Consider the following 17,250-nt stretch of genomic DNA (forward strand, 5'->3'; position numbering starts at 1 on the left):
CGGCGGTGTGGACGCCGAAACTCTCCGGTACCAGCAAGGGCTAGCTAGCTTTGCTTTCCCCCCGGTCCCCAAATCCCAACGCTCATTGGACAATGCAGTGCTAGGCACAATGCTGGCCAGGGATACGGCACGAGTCAACTATGCCGGAGCAACAGTAGGGTGGGAGGCTTCAAATAACCATCGCGCAGTATTCTTCGGTCGAAATCCCAATCTAAACCCCGGAGACTACGTGGTTCACCATGGAGGTGAGTGGCAGATTCTAGATCGATATCCAGGTTTGTTTGCTGAAGAAGAATTAAACTCGATCGAAAATTTGCGAGGGATACACAGAAAATTTGATATAAATTTACACAAAAAGGTTATTAGAGGCGAATGGGACGATTTCTTGAGGACTCATCCAGTGGCCACTCGTCGAGAAACTCTTGATAAAATAACTGAGATTGATAGAAAATATGGTCATCTTTTTGATCCATCGCTAGGTGAATGATGGAATATTTTTACATAAAGCCAGACGTCGCCGGTGGAATAGGCCGTGGAACCATCATGGACACGAGCGTTCATCCCCCTGTTGTGAGCAAACTCATCTACCAGATAGAAGGATGGTTCGGCGACGTTATCGTAACGACCTTTCCGTGCTTTCTCGTCGTGGCTGAAGTCAAGCAGGCCTTGCAGAACATCGGCTTCTCGGGTGCGAGCTTTGCTCATGTCGAAGTCACGAAGTCGGATGACTTTCTGGAACTGCAGCCCCACGTAGAACTCCCCCAGTTCGTATGGTTGAAAGTGAATGGAAAGGCAGGTCATGATGATTTCGGCATTGCTAGCGATCTGCGTCTGGTCATATCGGAGCGTATGCTGGATCTGCTCAACGATTTTGGTATCCCGTCCGCGACAGTTGAGCCCTACGACGGCCGATAGGGCTCTTGAATTACGGTGACAGTGCAGTTTTGAATTAAGGTGACAGTGCACTTTTAGCGATCTCGCCCACGTGACGGGAGTGAACCTCCGAACTGAAGCGTAGAAAAGAGTGCACTGTCACCGTAATTCGTAATTCGAAAATGACAAATTCCATAAAAAGTACCCGAACCCTACAGAGCAGCAGGTTCTAGATCATTCGACAATGATGGATAAGAAGTATGGCCACCATTTCGTCCCGCCTGTCGGAAAATATAGGTGAAAAAATGGATTACTACTATGTAGAGCCGTTTGTGGCTGGCGATTTTGGCAAAAATACGGTTATCGACAACCGTGTTCACCCACCGATTGTGCACAAACTTCACTACGAGATCGACGTTTGGATCGGAGATGTCCTGATAAGAAGCTTTCCGTGTTATCTTATCACCGAAGAAGCTGAGCGGGAATTGTTGAAGATAGGTATTTCAGGGGTGACATTTGCCGATGTCGAGGTGACTGCCTCGGATCTGTTCCATCGGCTGCAGCCAGAGACGAAACTTCCATCTTTCGTCTGGATGAAGATTCATGGGCAGCCGGGAGATGACGACTTCGGCATGGCTCCGAGCCATCAGCTTATCGTTTCAGAACGTGCTCTAGACGTGTTTGAGCGCCTCGGCAATGAGTCAGCCGGGATTCGTTTATTTGACGAGCCGGAAGAGGATTGAATGATCCTGAATTACGGTGACAGTGCACTTTTGAATTAAGGTAACAGTGCACTTTTAGCGATCTCGCCCACGTGACGGGAGTGAACCTACGAACTGAAGCGTAGAAAGAGTGCACTGTCACCGTAATTCCAGTGAGGGTTTCGAGGCCCCAGGTCGAATCCCGCATGGCATCGGGCTGTTTCTTCGGGACCTGCACGTCGATCCTTTCGATGCCATTGAGCATCTGCCGGTTACTCCCGGCTCGGGATTGGCTGCCGAAGGGGCGGGAATTTTCGACGAGACTTCATTCATTCTATAGATAATATGGTGGGAATTCAGAATGGGTATAAATTCTACTTTGAATCTAGATATTAGGCTTGCCTGGAACCAATTTACAGAGAATTAGCCAATCCTACGAAACAACAATTCCTTGATAAAGCCGCTGAAATCGATAGAAAATTTGGCCATCTGTTCAATCCCCCGGCGGGTAAGTGATGCGATATTTCTACATAGAGCCGGAAGTGGCGGGCGGACTTGGCGATCACGCGGTCAGGGACGTGAGTATCCATCCACCAGTCGTAACGAAGCTGCACTACGAATTTCAAGGTTGGTTTGGCGACGTGCTGTTAGAGAGTTTCCCATGCTTCATTATCACCGAAGAAGCAAAACGCGCGTTGTCGGAAATAGCTATCTCCGGTGTCACATTCAGCCCCGTCGAAGTGAGCACCTCTGACATTTTCGAGGAAATGCAGCCGGATCAGAAGCTTCCGCCCTTCGTATGGCTGAAAGTGAACGGGGATGCCGGCCGCGATGATTTCGGAATCGCGAAAGATTACCGCCTTGTCGTTTCCGAGCGCGTTTTCGATGCTCTCAAGCCATTGGGGATTTCCAATGCGTTGATTGAACCTTTTGAAGCGTCTTGATGTCCTTTGTCTTGGCGGCTCATGGGACGGCGCTGAAGCGATGGATTGCTAACCTGAGATCGAACTCGCCGAACCGACCTGGGGATTCGACCGACGGCTCGGCAGGATACTTTAAATGGCCGAACGTGGCTGGAATTAAGGTGACAGTGCACTTTTAGCGATCTCGCCCACGTGACGGGAGTGAACCTCCGAACTGAAGCGTAGAAAAGAGTGCACTGTCACCGTAATTCGTGCACCCGAGCCACCGAGGAGTTCTTTCTTTATGGGGCAAATAGTGAGGCTGTTGGATATCGTTGGACGGTTGCCGGAATTTGACGAGAAGGACACGATTTATGTGTCGGAGCCTTGGACCGAAGATTCAGACGCAATGGTTGCAACTGGGCCGCAAGACGCATTGGTGCCGGCGGAGGCAGCCAAAGAGGGCCTGACATACTTTCTCGAAATCCACATTGCGATCGAGGTTACCGAGGGCTGGGTTGCATCGCTGAAAGAAAAGCCCAGCCTTTCCGCCATCTGCGAAAGACTCGTTTATTACGCCATCTATGATGCGTGAGGGAGGTAATATGTCGACTAACCCACGTTATGACGGACTGCCGCTGCTCAGGCTGTTGGAGCTTTATGTGCTCTCGGCGATCGGAGAACTTTCTCAAGAGTCGGAGGATGATTTGAAAAGGATGGCCCCCAAACTGCAATCCATTTATGGCGGTGACGGACAATGGCATGACGCAATAGCCCGGTCGATGCACATGCCCGAGGAAATGCCGGCAGCAATCAGGGATATGTGGGTAAGGAACCTCGAAATCGCACGCGTCAATGACGTAACCCTCTCACCCCAGAAATTGCCGAGATGTTCGTGGACGACAATTTCAGAAATTGAATGTTCTTCTCTGAAACTGCGCTTGAATTTGCTCAAAACCGAGCAGGCAACCAGCAGTAAGGTCATCAGAAGTCGCGTTGTCGCCCCCTCGTGAGCGTCAGACGATAGGGTCGAACTGCTCCGAAGGTAAGGGCGGTGCCAATATCCCGAAACTTGGCGCTGCCCCCTGCCGGGACCTTCTCCCCGTTAACGGGGAGAGGGGGCTGGTGATCAATAATCGCCGTTGTAGTACCGGTCGTCGCAAGGGGCGACGTAGATGCGGCCGTCGCGGTCCTGGTAGCGGCACTGCTTTTCGCCGCGGCGCTGCGGGGTGGTGGCCGAGCCGACCACGGCGCCGAGCAGGGCGCCGCTGGCCGCGCCGATGACCGTGCTCTTGGTGTTGCCGCCGATGGCTTGGCCGACGAGGGCGCCGCCGGCGCCGCCGATCAGCGCGCCGGTTCCGGCCCGCTGCTGGCCCTCTGTCTGCGCGCAGCCTGCCAGTGCGGCGGTCATCAGCACGGCGGCGATGGCTTTGTGAAAGTTCATGTGACGTCTCCCTTGAAAGCCTGAAATCCCTATCGATCGCCACGTGCGGCCGCATTGCGGCGGAACGGGGGCATAAGCCCTCACGATATAAGACATGATTTCTCGGGCGTTGATGGACAGCGGACCGAAAACACCTCTTTCGAACAAGGCGGTAGCACCGGTCCTTGGCAAAATGATTCAGTGTCTCATGCCCGCCCGCGCAGAGCCGGGCCAGCTGGGCGTTCCACGTGCGGAAAGCCAGGCTCTCATGCGGCGCCCGCACCACGTCTCACCCTTCCAAAGAAATGGAGAAATGCAATGACCCGAGGTCTTCCCCGGACGTTTGTCCGCGCCGCCGCCCGCGAGGCCGGCCTTGCCCCGCCCAAGTCCGGCCTGAAAGCCGTCACCACCGGGCAGGGCGGCGCCTTCCGCACCGTCTTCAGCTTCGCCGGCATGCAGGTGCCGGTCACCGATGCGCTGGCCTATGCTGCCCAAAAAATCTTCGACTTCATAGACGGCAAGGTGCGCATCAAGGGCGGCACGGCAAAGCTCCAGTTCGCGGTGCTGACGGCACGCGCTTCGACCATCAACGACAATGCCGCGCTCAGCTGGTCGCTGGGGTCATCGGCGGCGTCCACCCCAGCACTTGCCCTGACCATGGTCAACGTGCTGGCTGCGACTGGCCGCACGCTGGACGGCGCCGGCGCCGCGCTTTCCACCGCCTCGGCCGCCGATATCGCCGCCCCGTTCACGCTCGACGGCACGGTGACGCCGGTGGACCTTTATCTCAACCTCGCCTTCGCCGCCGGCACCGATATCGACGCCGACGGAACGATCGCCGTGACGGGAACAATCACGCTGCTCTGGGAGAACTGGGGGGATAATGTCTAAGGCGCTAATCTCCCCCCTCGAGGGGGGAGATGTCGCCGAAGGCGACAGAGGGGGCCGGTTCGACCGGACGCGACCTCCTGCGTTGAAAAAGAGGATGCCGGCGCTTCACGAGAGGCGACCCCCTCTGGCCTGCCGGCCATCTCCCCCTCAAGGGGGGAGATACCAAGCTTCGCACCGGCGCACCTTCGCACCGGCTTTTTATCTCAACAAAGGAAACATCACATGACAGATCTGGCAGACGCCGGGTCCGTGGCTGCCGTGGCGCAGCCGGCGGGCAACCCAGTACGGCCACCGGCAGGCGCGGAGAACGGGTCCGCCGCGCCACCCAAAAGCTGGTTTGACGGTCTTTCCGAAGGCAACCGCAAGCTCGCTGAAACCAAGGGCTGAACCAAGCCTGAAAGCCTCGATCGGGTTTTCACATCCTATGCGGAGCTGGAGCGGCAGCAGGGCGAGAGCCTGCGCGTTCCCGCGCCGGACGCATCTCGGGAAGACTGGGACAGGTTTCATGCCCGGCTGCCCGAGGCGATGCGCCCGGTGACCGCGTCCGAGAAAGTCGAATACCTCAGGCCGGAAGGCCTGCCGGAAAACTTCGCCTATTCGGACGAGCTCGCCGAGGCGTCCAAGGCCTGGGCGGTCGAAGCGGGCGCTTCGCCGAAGATCGCGCAGGCCTATCATGACAGGTTCGTCGGCTACATGGCCGAGCAGGCACAGGCGCAGGAAGTTGCCCTTGCCCGTTCGGTGGAAGCCACCCATGACGACCTTGTCAGGGACTGGGGGCCGACCGACAGCGACGGCTTTCGCCGGAAGCTGGAGGTCGCCAACCGGGCCATGAAGAAGCTCGGCCTGATCGACGCCTATAAGGCGAAGGGCATCCTTCTGCCGGACGGGGCGCTGACCGACCCGCAGATCGCCAAGGCGTTTCACGCCATCGGCGAGGCGATGTTCGTCGAAGACACGATCGACGGCGGCGGGCGTTCAAGCGGAGGCAATCCGTTCAAGCGCAACGCCGCCGGCGAACGCAACCTGACCGCTATCTCGGCTCTCGTCAAAAGCGACCCCGCCCGCGCCCGGCGGTTGGCTCGCGAGGCCGGCGAGGATCCGGACCGCTGGATGCCGAACAACCCCCTCTAGTCCGTTTGGAAACTCTACTCCGGCCGCCGTCTGGCAGCGTTTTCTGCGCTTCCGGTGCTCACGGACCTGAATGTCCGCTGCGCTCCGGCTGTCGAAAACACCACCAGCCGACTCGCCGGAGCGAGTTTCGAAACGGCCTCTCGAACTCACCGCCAAAATCAAACCTGAAGGAAGAGAAAAATGGCAGATGCCTATACCCGTATCGCGGACGCGATCGTTCCGTCCGTCTATGCGCAATATGCTTTCGAGGAACATGTCCAGTCGCTCGAAATCTACCAGGCCGGAATCCTGTTTTCCGACCCGGCCATCGCCTCGAAACTGTCGATGGGCGGCCGCTCCGTCGACATGCCCGGCTGGAAGGATCTCGGCAACGACCCGTCCGAGCCGGTCAATGACGATCCGGCCGATTCCATCGAGATGAAGAAGATCGGTTCGCGCCGCGAGGTCGCCGCCCGCAACGTCCGCGCCCAGGCCTGGGGCGTTCCGGACCTGACCTCGATCCTGGCCGGCGACGATCCGCAGAAGCTGATCGTCAAGCGGCAGACCGAATACTGGCAGCGCGCCAACAAGCTGACCTTGCTCGGCATGCTGAAGGGCGTCGTCGCCGACAACATCGCCAATGATGGCGGCGACCTGGTGCGCACCACTAATGCGTCCATCGTCGACACCGACATCATCGAGGCCGCCTATCTGATGGGCGACCGCGCGGACAAGTTCAAGACGATCTGGATGCATTCCAGGCAGATGAAGGCGCTGAAGCTCGCCGACCTCATCGACTACGTGCCGTCCTCGCAGCAGGGCGGTCCGCTGATCCCCTATTACATGGGGCTGCGGGCCGTCGTCGACGACGACATTCCGGTGGCGGCGGGCGTCTACACCGCCTTTATGTTCAAGGACAAGGCGATCCTGTGGAACGAGCTGCCGGTCAACACCGAAGGCGGGCCGCTGGAGTTCGACCGCAAGCCGCGCCAGGGCCATGGCGGCGGCGTCACCGAAATGGTCGGCCGCCGGCACTTCGTCCCGCATGTGCCCGGCACCCGTTTCCTCGACGCCTCGACGGCGGGCGAGTTCGCCACCGACGCGGAGCTGGCGCTGGCGGCGAACTGGGACCGCACCGCGTCCAGCGTCAAGAACATGACGTTCATCGCGCTGAAGACGACCGAGGCTTGATCGGGCCGAGGGGCGGGGGCGTTGCGCCCGCCCCCGAGGGCGAAAGCGCCCGCCGAACGAAGATTGCACGCCGTCGCGCCCCCCTCTGGCCTGCCGGACAGAGGGGGGCGCGAAGGATCGCGACCTCAACCATGCCCTTCCCAAAATCAACCCTCACCACGGAGGCCTGACACCATGGCCATCACCCCGCTCGATATCGCCAACATGGCGCTTGCCGTGCTCGACGAGGCGCCGATCGACAGTCTCGATCAGGACGTCAAGGCGGCGCGGCTCTTGAACCTGCATTTCGACCTGACGCGCGAGGCCGAGCTGACCAAATATGCCTGGGTGTTCGCGATCCTGCGCGCCACCGTCACCGGTGCGGATAGCGGCGGCGGCGATTGCACGCTGAACTTCGCCTATGAGCTGCCGGCCGACTGCCTACGGCCGTTGCCGCCGACGCATAATGGCGAACCGGACGGCGTGCCGATTTCCTGGCGCCAGGAGGCTGGGCTGATCTACTCCGACCTTCGCGATCCGCTGACCATCCGCTATCTCGCCAATCTCACGGATCCGAACGACTGGGACGCGCTGTTCACCGAGGTGCTGGTGGCGGCCCTTGCCATCAAGGTGGCGCATCCGCTGACGCACAAATCGGGCATGATCGATATTGCCCGCTCGGCCTATGACCGGGCTCTCGATGCCGCTCTCAACGCCAACGCGATCCAGCGCGGCGGCCGGTTCTACGCGGCGTCCTGGAGCGCCCGGCGCGGCGACAGCAGGGGTTGGCGCTGATGGCGGCGCTCTATCCGGTCCAGGACGTCTTCACCCGCGGAGAGATCTCGCCGAGGCTGCACGCGCGCGCCTCGCTCGATTTCTACCGGGCGGCGCTTTCGAAATGCGAGAACTTCCTCACCTTGCCGCATGGCGGCATCCGCAAGCGCGGCGGCACCTATTTCGCCGGCGAGGTCAAGACATCGGCCAAGAAGACGCGGCTGATCCCGTTCATCTTCTCTGCCGACCAGGCCTACGCGCTCGAATTCGGCGACCTGTATGTTCGCGTCTACGCCTATGGTGCGCGGGTGGGGGCGGTCGAAGTAGCGTCGCCATACATCGAGGCCGACCTGTTCGCCCTCGATTATGTGCAATCCGCCGACCAGATGTGGATCACCCACAAGAACTATCCGCCGAAGGTGCTGACCCGAACCGCTCACACCAGTTGGGCGCTGACTGATTTCGAGTTTCTTGACGGCCCCTATGATCCGATCAACGAGACGCCCACCACGCTGACGCCGGCGAGCACGGGCCATGCGACGCCGAAGATGACTGGCTATTCCATGCCAAGCGGCACGGTCACCGATGACGGCACAGCAGGCCCCAGCTGGCAGATTTTCGACCGCGATTTCACGCAATATGTGAAGGTCGGAGACGGCAGCAACGGGTTCGTGCAGTACCGCTTTCCGGTCGGGCAAGGAAAGGCGATCAACGCCTATTGGATCGCGGCAGCCGACAGCGTCGCCGGCAACGGCGATATGTGCACTGCATGGGTGCTCTCAGGCTCGAACGACGGCGTCAACTACACGTCCCTCGATAGCCGCGCCGGCGAGATCGGATGGTCGGGCTCGGAAGTCCGTTTCTACGAATTCCAGAACGCGACCACGTACGAATATTACAGGTTCAAGTTCTCCGGCGGCGGCGGCAGCGACGCCACGGTCACCAGCATGGCTGAACTCGCCATGGCCGAAAACGGCGATACGATGACGCCGTTCGACCTCACCGCCTCGTCGACCAGCGGCATCAACGGCGGCACCGGGTTCCAGGCCAGCGATGTCGGCCGCGCCGTGCGTCTGCTCGGCGGCGACAATGTCTGGCGCTGGGCCAAGATCACCAGCCGCACCAGCGCCACCGTGGTCAGGGTCAGGCTCTACGGCCACGCGCTGCCAGACCTCTCGCCGATCACCCGCTGGCGGCTCGGCACCTTCGTGCCCGGCAAATATGTCGAGAGCGGTTCCCTCTACGAGGAGCGGCTGGCCTTCAGCCGGAAATTCTCGGTCTATGCCTCGGCCACCGGCGACTTCGACAATTTCGCGCTGGGCGAAAAGGACGACGACGCGCTGGAGTTCATTCAGGCCGGCGGCGGCCAGGCCAACGACATCACATGGATTGCGGAATCCGACGGCGCGCTGCTGATCGGCACATCGGGCGGGGTGCGGGCGCTTTCGGGCTCGGGCATCGACGAGGCGCTGACGCCGTCCTCGTTCAAGAACCGGCGTTCACGCACCTTCGGCTGCGCCCGCATCCGCCCGGTCGATGCAGGCCAGTCGTTCCTCTATGTGACGCGCTCGCGCAAATCGATTGCCGAGCTGGCGCAGACGGCGCAAAGCCGCTTCACGTCGGACGATGTCGGCCAGATTTCCGAGCACATCCCCAAGCAAGGCGTGGTCGAACTCGCCTTCCAGACCGATCCCGACCCGTTGCTGTGGTTTCCGCTCGATAATGGCGAGCTTGGCGGCTACACGCACCAGCCAAGCCAGGATGTCAGAGGCATGCACCGGCACCGCCTGGGCGGCGGCTTCGGCGGCTCCAATTGGGCTCTCGTCGAAAGTGCCGCGGTGACGCCCGGCCAGGACGGCAATGACGACCTCTGGCTGGTCGTCAAGCGCACCATCGGTGGCGTGACCAGGCGCTATATCGAAATCAAAACCGCGCCGTTCGAATACGGAGCCGTTGCCGACGCCTTCGAGGTCGATTGCGGCCTGACCTATCTGGGCGCCGCCGTGGCCACGGTGGGTGGCGCAGCACACCTTGCCGGCCAGTCCGTCGATGTGCTCGCCGACGGCAAGGCCTACCGCGGCCTCACCGTCAGTGGCGGCGGCACGGTGACCTTGCCCGGCGGATCTACCGCCGCCAAATGGCAGCTCGGCCTGCCCTATGCGGCGGGCGCCGACACGCTGGAGCTCGACGTCGGCGGCCGCGACGGCTCGATCCTCGGCCGCCGCAAGAAGGTGGCCAAAGTGATCCTGTCGCTGCTCGAGACCGACACCACGGGTCTCGAAGTGCAATCCTTCATGCGCGGCCGGTGGGAGCCGGTGCGCATGCCCTCGATCGTTGCGCCCGACGGAGGGGCAATGCTGTTCACCGGCAATGTCGAGGTGCCGATCGACGATAGCTGGGAAGGGCAGGGCCGGGTGCGGATCCGCCACACCAACCCGACGCCCTGCACGATCCGGGCAATGACGCCGGTGTTCGACGCCGAGCCTTAGGTGAGATGGCGATAGCCGAGCGACAGCCAATCTCCCCCACGAGGGGGGAGATTGGCAGCTTCGCGGACCGCTCCTCACTCCCAAGTAAAGGACCCCATCCATGACATCCCTCCATGCCGAAGAACTCGGCAGGGCGCGGACGGCTGCCGATTTTGCCGTCCTCATCGCCCTGCTCGACACCGACCTCGACGACGCGATTGCCCGGAGACGCGAGTTGGCGAAAGCCGAGGATCGCGCGGTGTTCGGCGATGGCGAACTGGCAGCCGCGCGCGCAGCGCTCGACGACTGCAACGACGCCATCGCGCTGCTGGAACGAACCATCGAGGCCGCCGGCAAGCGCCGGGCGGAGGCCGCGCAAAGCGAAGCCCGGGCCGACATCGCCGCGCTCGGTGACGAGGCCAGGGCCCGAGCCGCGCTGCTTGGCGAGCGCTGGCGCTGCGTCCACCGGCTGGTCGAGCGGCTGCGCCAGGAATTGTTCGACGTCGATACGCTCGCCCGGGGCGTCGTCGCCGCCAACAACCTGTTCGACGCCGCCAGCGTGGCCGAGCTGAAGGTCAACCTGGCCACCACGCGCCGCGCCGCCTTGGCCGGGCCGCGCGCCGCCGCGCCCGCCCGTCTCAGCCGGCCGGCGCTGCGGGCCGACAGGCTGCTGCTCTCGTTTCTCAGCCCCGGCGGCGCGCTCGACCCGCGGCCCGCGCTCGGCGCGCCGGCCGAGCGCTCCGAAGCCAGCGTCAAAAGCAAATTCATTCCCGCAAGCAAACCAGCAAGCAAACCCTTGGGCGAACGAGGCTGAACATGTGCACACTTGCCCTTCTTGGGCTGGCAGGGACCGCCCTGTCGGCCGGCGGCGCATTGGTCGAAGGCCAGCAGCAGAAGCAGATGGCCGGCTATCAGGCCAGAGCCTATGAGCAGCAGGCGCAGGCCGATGCGCAAAGCGCCGCCTTCGAACAGAGCCGGGAGCGCCACAAGCAGGATCTCTTGCTGTCGCAGGCGCGCGCCCAGGCCGGTGCCTCGGGCCTCAGTGTGGCGGGCTCGCCGGTCGAGGTGCTGGCGGCCAACGCCAGGCAGGGTCAGCTCGACCTGAAGGCGATCCAGTACGGCTCGGCGCTGCGCCAGAACGCTCTCAACAGCCAGGCCGCCATCTCGCGCTTCTCCGGCAAGCAGGCGGTGGCGGGGTCGATCTTCAAGGCCGGCAGCAGCCTCGTGTCGGGCCTTTCCGGCCTCTACGACCCGACCAGGGCCGTGGCCTTCGGCAGAGGCGCCTTCCCGCCGGCACCGCGTAGCTCCTCCACCGGAGGCCTCTACTGATGGCGACGATCCCTCTCCAGCTTGCCCAGCGCCGGCTCGATACCGGCAATTCGGTGCAATACCCCAACGGTTCGCCGGCCGGCGGCGCCATGCAGCAGTTCGGTGACGAGCTCTCCGCCGTCGCCGAGCGTTATCAGCAGCGCAAGCAGCAGCAGGAGGCGTTCGACGCCGAACTCGCGCGCCGTCGATTCAATGGCCGGATCGCGCAGGCGGAAGACGAGGTGGCGGCGAATGCGCCGGCTGACGGCGCGGGCCTGCATGATGCGATGTACGGCCAGGTCGATCCGCGCACCGGCCAGGTCACCAAGCCCGGCCTGTTCGACAAGCTGTTCGACGACGCCCTGCCGAACATACCCGAAAGCCAGCGCGCCAATTTCGCCAGGCAGAAGGAGGCCATGCGCGCGGCCGGCTCGTTGCGCATGGCGGGGCGGCAGCAGGCGCAGCGCGACGACTATGAGCTCGCGGAGTGGGCGAAGGTCGACACCATAACCACCAGCTCCATCGCAAAAGGCGACCCGAACGATATCGGAGCTTTCGAGGCGATCCGGCAGAACGGGTCCGATCTGATCGCCAAGATTGGCAACCCGCTCGCCCGGCAAGCGGCGGAAGCCGTCTGGCGCAGCAACACGGCCAAGGCGCTGGTCCAGGCGATGATCGCCAAGGATCCGAAGCGGGCTGCGGCTATGCTGGGCGGGGCGCGAACGGCGGTGCCGGTGAGTACGACGGATAATGCCGTGAATAGTTCGGCTGCCGCGACCAAACTCGCCGAGAACTCCAATGTCTCAGTAGACGAACCGGCGGGCGACGCAGAGACGCCTCACGCGAATGCCGGACAGCTCGACAGAAAGGCAACGTGGGCCGCGGGTCCATGGATTGCCGATCTGTCGCCGGACCATCTTCAGGAACTTGGCCAGAAGGCCCAGGTCGCGATGACTGAGCAGCTGTTCGATGCGCGCACCAATATTCGACTCGCTCACCAGAACGCACCGGACGCCCTCATGTACACCGGCGGTTACGCTGGAAAGAAGCCGGACGATAGTGATTTCGCCGTAGTCTACGGCACCGAGGAGGGCGGCGAACAGTCTCTGGCTCTCGAACGGACCTTCAAGGTCGGTCTTCAGGCATTCGACATGGTCAGAATGCCGAGAGATGCCATTGATGCCAAGCTGCTCGCAGCCGAGCCAAAGCCGGGCAGTACCACCTCGGAGCAAGATCAGGCGCAGTTCGAGATAACATTAGCCGCCACCAGGCAGGTTTTGCAGGCTCGTGCCGCCGCTCCTGCCGACTTTATCCGCAAGATCGACCCGATAGCGGACGCATACTGGAACGCGGTATCAAGCGACGACAGCTACGATCCGGCTGCCTACCAGAAGGCGATCACCCGCTCTGTCGCCGTGCAGCTGCAGCTTGGAATCAAGAAAGTCCAGCCGCTGCCGTTGTCTGTCGTTAAATACCTCGTCGACACGTTGAACGATGAGAGCGTGCCGCAACGCGAGCGGGATGCAGTGCTGCGCGATCTGTTCGCGGGCACGTCTGACCCGGGTGTTCTGGCAGCCATGGCGCTGCAACTGAGCGACGAGAACCAGTCTCGGATTGCACGAAGCATTGCGAACAACGCAGTTCCCGTATCCGCGGAGGAGCGTGTCAGTCGAAATCTGGCTGCTTTCGACGCCCTGCCTGCCTACCTGAAGCCGCTCGTGGCGCTCAATGACACCGTACGCCTGATGGCGGACGGCGCGACCTTTGGGTATGGCGACAAATTCGCTGCGCGGATGAATTCATTGATCTCGGGGAGCAACTACGAGGAAGAGCTCGCCGCTGAGCGTGCCGGGACACAAGATGCACGGGATCGAGCTGGATCTGCGGGAATCGCTGCAGGTGTGCTTGGCGCATATCTGAGCGGCCGCGGTCTTGGTCAAGCGGGCATTACACTTGCTGGTAGGTTTGGCACGACGACGATGGAGGGCTTGTCCGGCCTTCTTGCCCGCATTGGTCTTACTGGCATTGAGGGGGGTGGGTACGGCGCCGCGGAGGCCACCGGCCGTGACCAGTCCATCGGCAGTGGGATAGCTTCAGGTGTATTCTGGAATGCTGGCGGCAAGCTCCTCGATGAAGGCCTTAGCGCGATCTATGGGCAGTTGGCCCAAAGGTTCCAAGAGCGAGCCGTTCTGCCTACGGAGGTAGCCGATTCCCCTTCAAGGTCAGATTCTGGCGCAAGCACAGACGTGTCGGCTCGTCCGGCTCCCGACCCGCTTCCGGTGGAGAGCGAAGGCACTGGCGCCGCTACAGACGAAGCCTCTGCTGGCCACGATCTGCACCTATATTACATGCCTGAGTGGAATGCTGCGCAACGGGCGGCGGCGGATCTCAAAGTTAAGTTATTGACCGATGCCCTCACTGTGGTTAGCCGTGCTGTGCGGCTATTTGGTTCAGCTCGTAGAAGGTTTTTGGCTGCTGGTAACCACGTGCCCGCCGGCAGCCATGTCGATCACAGAATTGATTTGCAGCTAGGCGGAGGCGACATACTGGAGAATATGGCGGCCATCGATGCCAGCGTTAACACCAGTCTTGGTTCGCAGATAAGACACAAAATCAAGCATTTGCCTTACGGAACTAAAATCAACAAGGTAACGATTGGAGATCGCGGTGTACGAGACGTTCCGAAAAAATTTCCAAATAGATAGCACGGTGCCGACTGTGGCTGGCAATTCATCGCTGGATACGAAAGTGCCTGGCTTGAACGAGCTGTTCAAAAGCTTCGGCGGCGCATCGTTCAAAAATGGTCTGTACCGGATCGTCCGTGCACAGGACGTGACCCGGTGGAATGCCAGGGTCAGCCTGGGATTTCCCGAGTTCACCGGACGAATCACATGCTTTGGCTACGATTGGCAGGGGACCGCTTTTGCGATCGAGACTGGAAGATCGGAGCAAGGCGAACCTGGCGTCGTGCTGTTTGAGCCTCGCACAGGAGAGGCTCTGCAAATGCCGTGCAATATCCGAACCTTCCACGATGTTGAACTCATCGAAGATCAGGATGCGGCATTGGCGTCGGATGGGTACGCAATGTGGCGGGAAGCCGGCGGCGCCGAACCAGCCTATACTCAATGCATAGGCAGCAAGACACCGCTGTTTCTCGGCGGCGAGGACACAATCGAGAATCTCGAATTGTCGGATCTGGATGTCTACTGGCACATCATGGGTCAAATTATCGCGAAGGTGCGAGGCCTGCCACCAGGAACACCAGTGCGCATATAACGCTTTGCGGAGACGGCCATATGGCCCCTGCTGAGGCGATGGTTGCCGCCTCGGGTCGAGAGTGACTGATGGTCGCCATCACAGTCGATCGACAATTCGGTGGGACAATATCTCTATGTAAAAGATCTCTATGTAAAAGCCGTTTTCTGTCCGGCGATCTCGGGAAGAAGGCAAAAATTGCAACGACAGTGCACTATTTTTTCTTCGCTTGCCTCGCCTTCCCGTTGACCCATCACGATAACAATCGGACGGACATGGTAGAAGTGCATTGTCACCGCACGTCTAGACAATGAAATCCATCTCCCGAATTACGTTGACAGTGCACTGTCTCGATCTCACCTATGTGACTGGAGTGAACCTTCGACTGGAATATGGAAAATAGTGCACTGTCACCGTAATACGATCGACGGCAATTGTTTCGATCCTATACGGTGACCACGTGTTCGTTCCCAATTCGTCAGCAACAAGGTGGAGATGACTAAGGCGGATCTCTCCAGAGACCTGAAAGGGAGTTAGCGGTGGTCGCAAGGATATGGCGCAGCCTTGTTGCGTTTGGCCAGAGGATGGCTGGGGCGGAAGAACCTGCTGCGGTGACGGCGGACAATTCGGTAATGCCATATTACACAGTAAAGCCTCTAGTAGCTGGCGAACTGAGCGAAGGCACCATCGAGGACGCCAGTGTTCATCCGCCCATCGTGAGCAAGCTCCACTATCGTTTCGCGGGCTGGCTCGGAGACGCACTCGTGACCTCGTTTCCCTGTTTTCTCGTGACCGAAGAAGCCAAACATGAGTTACTCGCTATCGGCATCTCTGGCGCCACATTCGCAGACGCGAAGGTAACCACATCCGAGGATTTTCACCTAGTGCAGCCCGACGTCGTGCTCCCTCCGTTTGTCTGGCTCAAGGTGGACGGCAGGGCAGGTCATGACGACTTCGGGATCAATCAGGAACTATACCTCGTGATATCGGAGCGCGCCTTGGATGTGCTTGATGAACTCGGGCTGCCCTCCGCATCCATCGAACCGTTCGACGTCGACTAAGTAGTCCTTAACTCGCGAAGCCGGGTGGTCTGTCGGTAGTTATTGTCAAGCGCCTGGTCAAACCTCCGGTTCGGCGCCGAGGTAAGAAACGATGGCGCCAGACGAAATGAGTAGTGGAGAGAAATCGTGAACGCAGTTACGCCAGATCTCAGTAAAGTCAGTCGTTTGCCCCTTGCGGCAGGCGATCCCGACGCAGACAATAACCTTGATGCGGCACTTCTCGAAGCTCGTGAATACCTTCAGTCCTATGATTGGGTAAAGAATATCGAAGCCGAGTATTTTGGGTACGGTGCCGAGGGGATAATATACATTTTTCTCTTCGAGATCTCTTCGGGGAGACGAGATGTGCCCCGATGGATATGGGTGATCGTAGGTGATGTACCTCCAGCATATATGCCCGGCGACGATGTCGAGACTCCCTATGAGGCGCTGGATGGATATATCGGCGCAATGGAAGATTGGGTTGAAGCGGCGCGTCAAGGCAAGTCGGTAGCGAAGCTGATCCCTGTTAATGTCCCCGCTAATCCCGCCAACGCGGAGATGTTGGACGGGCGTCTCAAATTCCTCGACGAGAAGGTTTTGCCGCTGCTTCAGGAGTGATGTGCCGGCGCCCGAAGATCGCCAGGCCCTTCACAATGCTATCGGGCCGTTAATTCGGCAGCTCAAGATCATAATATTGTTTATCCAACTGAAAAGATGGAACTTCGAGGTCAAATAGCTGCATGAACAGACACGCGATCAATGTTGCATTATTTGCTATGTTGGGTAGAATTAGTTGTAATATCTACGTAAGTTTCGCCCACGAGCAAATCGCCCGACCGGGTATGGCCAAGAAGGACAAGGTGCGCGTCTAGGCGAGAATGAGAATCGAACTCGGCATGCCGGCCGGGCCGGGCGGGCCGACCGGCGAGGAACGCATTCTGGTCGGGATTGGACGGCTATGGCGGAGGTGTAGCGCAACCAACTGGATATCTTCGCAAACAGCGAGAGCAGGCCGAAGCAGGGGCGAGAATCATGGGGGGCACGTTGTTCGAGATATTTCGACAGAATTTTGCGATAGAAAGCAGGGTGGCTGCGGATGCAGGTCAGCAGGCCGGCGACACGAAAATCCCCGGCTTGAATCAATTGCTGGCCAGCTTCGGTGGGGCCTCGTTCAAGCATGGGCTCTACCGGATCATCCGCGCACAAGACATGGCCCGATGGAATGCCAGTGACCTGCCACTGAGAATTTCCTCCATCTGAGATTAGAGTCCGGCCCTTGATCGAAGGACGGACTGATGAAGAGAAAGCGGTTCACGGAAGAGCAGATTATTG

20 protein-coding genes are annotated in these 17,250 nt (G+C 60.2%); 19 read left to right on the plus strand and 1 reads right to left on the minus strand.

The genetic code is table 11. The annotated features are described in order from the left end of the window. The first annotated feature begins 97 nt into the window (after positions 1 to 97). From NKI49_RS29270 to NKI49_RS29295, 6 genes are all read left to right on the plus strand, one after another. Positions 98 to 487 carry a hypothetical protein gene (locus NKI49_RS29270; protein WP_352600564.1) on the plus strand — a complete coding sequence of 130 codons (390 nt, stop codon included), beginning with the start codon at positions 98 to 100 and terminating at the stop codon, positions 485 to 487. Positions 488 to 543: 56 nt separating this feature from the next. After that, the gene (locus tag NKI49_RS29275; protein ID WP_352600566.1) at positions 544 to 915 is read left to right on the plus strand and encodes a hypothetical protein; all 372 of its coding nucleotides are present in this window, start codon (positions 544 to 546) and stop codon (positions 913 to 915) included. A gap of 218 nt (positions 916 to 1,133) precedes the next feature. After that, the gene (locus NKI49_RS29280) at positions 1,134 to 1,616 is read left to right on the plus strand and encodes a hypothetical protein (protein WP_352600568.1); all 483 of its coding nucleotides are present in this window, start codon (positions 1,134 to 1,136) and stop codon (positions 1,614 to 1,616) included. A 473-nt stretch (positions 1,617 to 2,089) separates the two neighbouring features. Then, a complete protein-coding gene (locus NKI49_RS29285) occupies positions 2,090 to 2,518 on the plus strand; it encodes a hypothetical protein (protein WP_352600570.1) in 429 nt (142 codons plus the stop codon). 262 nt (positions 2,519 to 2,780) lie between these two features. Then, entirely contained in the window at positions 2,781 to 3,071 is a 291-nt protein-coding gene (locus NKI49_RS29290; protein WP_352695851.1) for a hypothetical protein, read from the plus strand. 10 nt (positions 3,072 to 3,081) lie between these two features. Continuing rightward, positions 3,082 to 3,489: a hypothetical protein gene (locus tag NKI49_RS29295; RefSeq protein WP_352600574.1), complete on the plus strand. Its 408-nt coding sequence runs from the start codon at positions 3,082 to 3,084 to the stop codon at positions 3,487 to 3,489. 116 nt (positions 3,490 to 3,605) lie between these two features. On the opposite strand, the gene NKI49_RS29300 is transcribed toward NKI49_RS29295, so the two are convergent. Next, complete coding sequence (locus NKI49_RS29300; protein WP_352600576.1) at positions 3,606 to 3,920, minus strand: YMGG-like glycine zipper-containing protein; 315 nt, start codon at positions 3,918 to 3,920, stop codon at positions 3,606 to 3,608. Between the two features lie 297 nt (positions 3,921 to 4,217). On the opposite strand from NKI49_RS29300, the gene NKI49_RS29305 reads away from it, so the two are divergent. From NKI49_RS29305 to NKI49_RS29365, 13 genes are all read left to right on the plus strand, one after another. Next, the gene (locus NKI49_RS29305; protein ID WP_352600578.1) at positions 4,218 to 4,790 is read left to right on the plus strand and encodes a hypothetical protein; all 573 of its coding nucleotides are present in this window, start codon (positions 4,218 to 4,220) and stop codon (positions 4,788 to 4,790) included. A gap of 222 nt (positions 4,791 to 5,012) precedes the next feature. Next, positions 5,013 to 5,177 carry a hypothetical protein gene (locus NKI49_RS29310; protein ID WP_352600580.1) on the plus strand — a complete coding sequence of 55 codons (165 nt, stop codon included), beginning with the start codon at positions 5,013 to 5,015 and terminating at the stop codon, positions 5,175 to 5,177. A gap of 147 nt (positions 5,178 to 5,324) precedes the next feature. Continuing rightward, on the plus strand, positions 5,325 to 5,921 hold the full coding sequence (locus NKI49_RS29315; protein ID WP_352600582.1) for a hypothetical protein: 597 nt from the start codon (positions 5,325 to 5,327) through the stop codon (positions 5,919 to 5,921). Between the two features lie 180 nt (positions 5,922 to 6,101). After that, complete coding sequence (locus tag NKI49_RS29320) at positions 6,102 to 7,091, plus strand: Coat protein (protein WP_352600584.1); 990 nt, start codon at positions 6,102 to 6,104, stop codon at positions 7,089 to 7,091. A gap of 174 nt (positions 7,092 to 7,265) precedes the next feature. Beyond that, on the plus strand, positions 7,266 to 7,865 hold the full coding sequence (locus NKI49_RS29325; RefSeq protein WP_352600586.1) for a phage connector family protein: 600 nt from the start codon (positions 7,266 to 7,268) through the stop codon (positions 7,863 to 7,865). Beyond that, entirely contained in the window at positions 7,865 to 10,333 is a 2,469-nt protein-coding gene (locus NKI49_RS29330) for a phage tail protein (protein WP_352600588.1), read from the plus strand. Before NKI49_RS29325 ends, NKI49_RS29330 begins: the two co-directional genes overlap by 1 nt. A gap of 100 nt (positions 10,334 to 10,433) precedes the next feature. After that, a complete protein-coding gene (locus NKI49_RS29335) occupies positions 10,434 to 11,126 on the plus strand; it encodes a hypothetical protein (RefSeq protein WP_352600590.1) in 693 nt (230 codons plus the stop codon). A 2-nt stretch (positions 11,127 to 11,128) separates the two neighbouring features. After that, positions 11,129 to 11,641 (plus strand): hypothetical protein, encoded by a 513-nt coding sequence (locus NKI49_RS29340; protein WP_352600592.1) that lies wholly within the window; start codon positions 11,129 to 11,131, stop codon positions 11,639 to 11,641. After that, the gene (locus NKI49_RS29345) at positions 11,641 to 14,325 is read left to right on the plus strand and encodes a hypothetical protein (protein ID WP_352600594.1); all 2,685 of its coding nucleotides are present in this window, start codon (positions 11,641 to 11,643) and stop codon (positions 14,323 to 14,325) included. The genes NKI49_RS29340 and NKI49_RS29345 overlap by 1 nt, the downstream gene beginning before the upstream one ends. Beyond that, entirely contained in the window at positions 14,288 to 14,896 is a 609-nt protein-coding gene (locus NKI49_RS29350; protein ID WP_352600596.1) for a T6SS immunity protein Tdi1 domain-containing protein, read from the plus strand. The genes NKI49_RS29345 and NKI49_RS29350 overlap by 38 nt, the downstream gene beginning before the upstream one ends. A 518-nt stretch (positions 14,897 to 15,414) precedes the next feature. After that, positions 15,415 to 15,936 (plus strand): hypothetical protein, encoded by a 522-nt coding sequence (locus NKI49_RS29355; protein WP_352600598.1) that lies wholly within the window; start codon positions 15,415 to 15,417, stop codon positions 15,934 to 15,936. Positions 15,937 to 16,062: 126 nt separating this feature from the next. Continuing rightward, positions 16,063 to 16,536: a hypothetical protein gene (locus tag NKI49_RS29360; protein WP_352600600.1), complete on the plus strand. Its 474-nt coding sequence runs from the start codon at positions 16,063 to 16,065 to the stop codon at positions 16,534 to 16,536. A 414-nt stretch (positions 16,537 to 16,950) separates the two neighbouring features. Next, positions 16,951 to 17,178 (plus strand): hypothetical protein, encoded by a 228-nt coding sequence (locus NKI49_RS29365; protein ID WP_352695852.1) that lies wholly within the window; start codon positions 16,951 to 16,953, stop codon positions 17,176 to 17,178. Positions 17,179 to 17,250 lie beyond the last annotated feature (72 nt).

The organism is Mesorhizobium sp. M0587 (assembly GCF_040320945.1).
GTDB lineage: Bacteria > Pseudomonadota > Alphaproteobacteria > Rhizobiales > Rhizobiaceae > Mesorhizobium.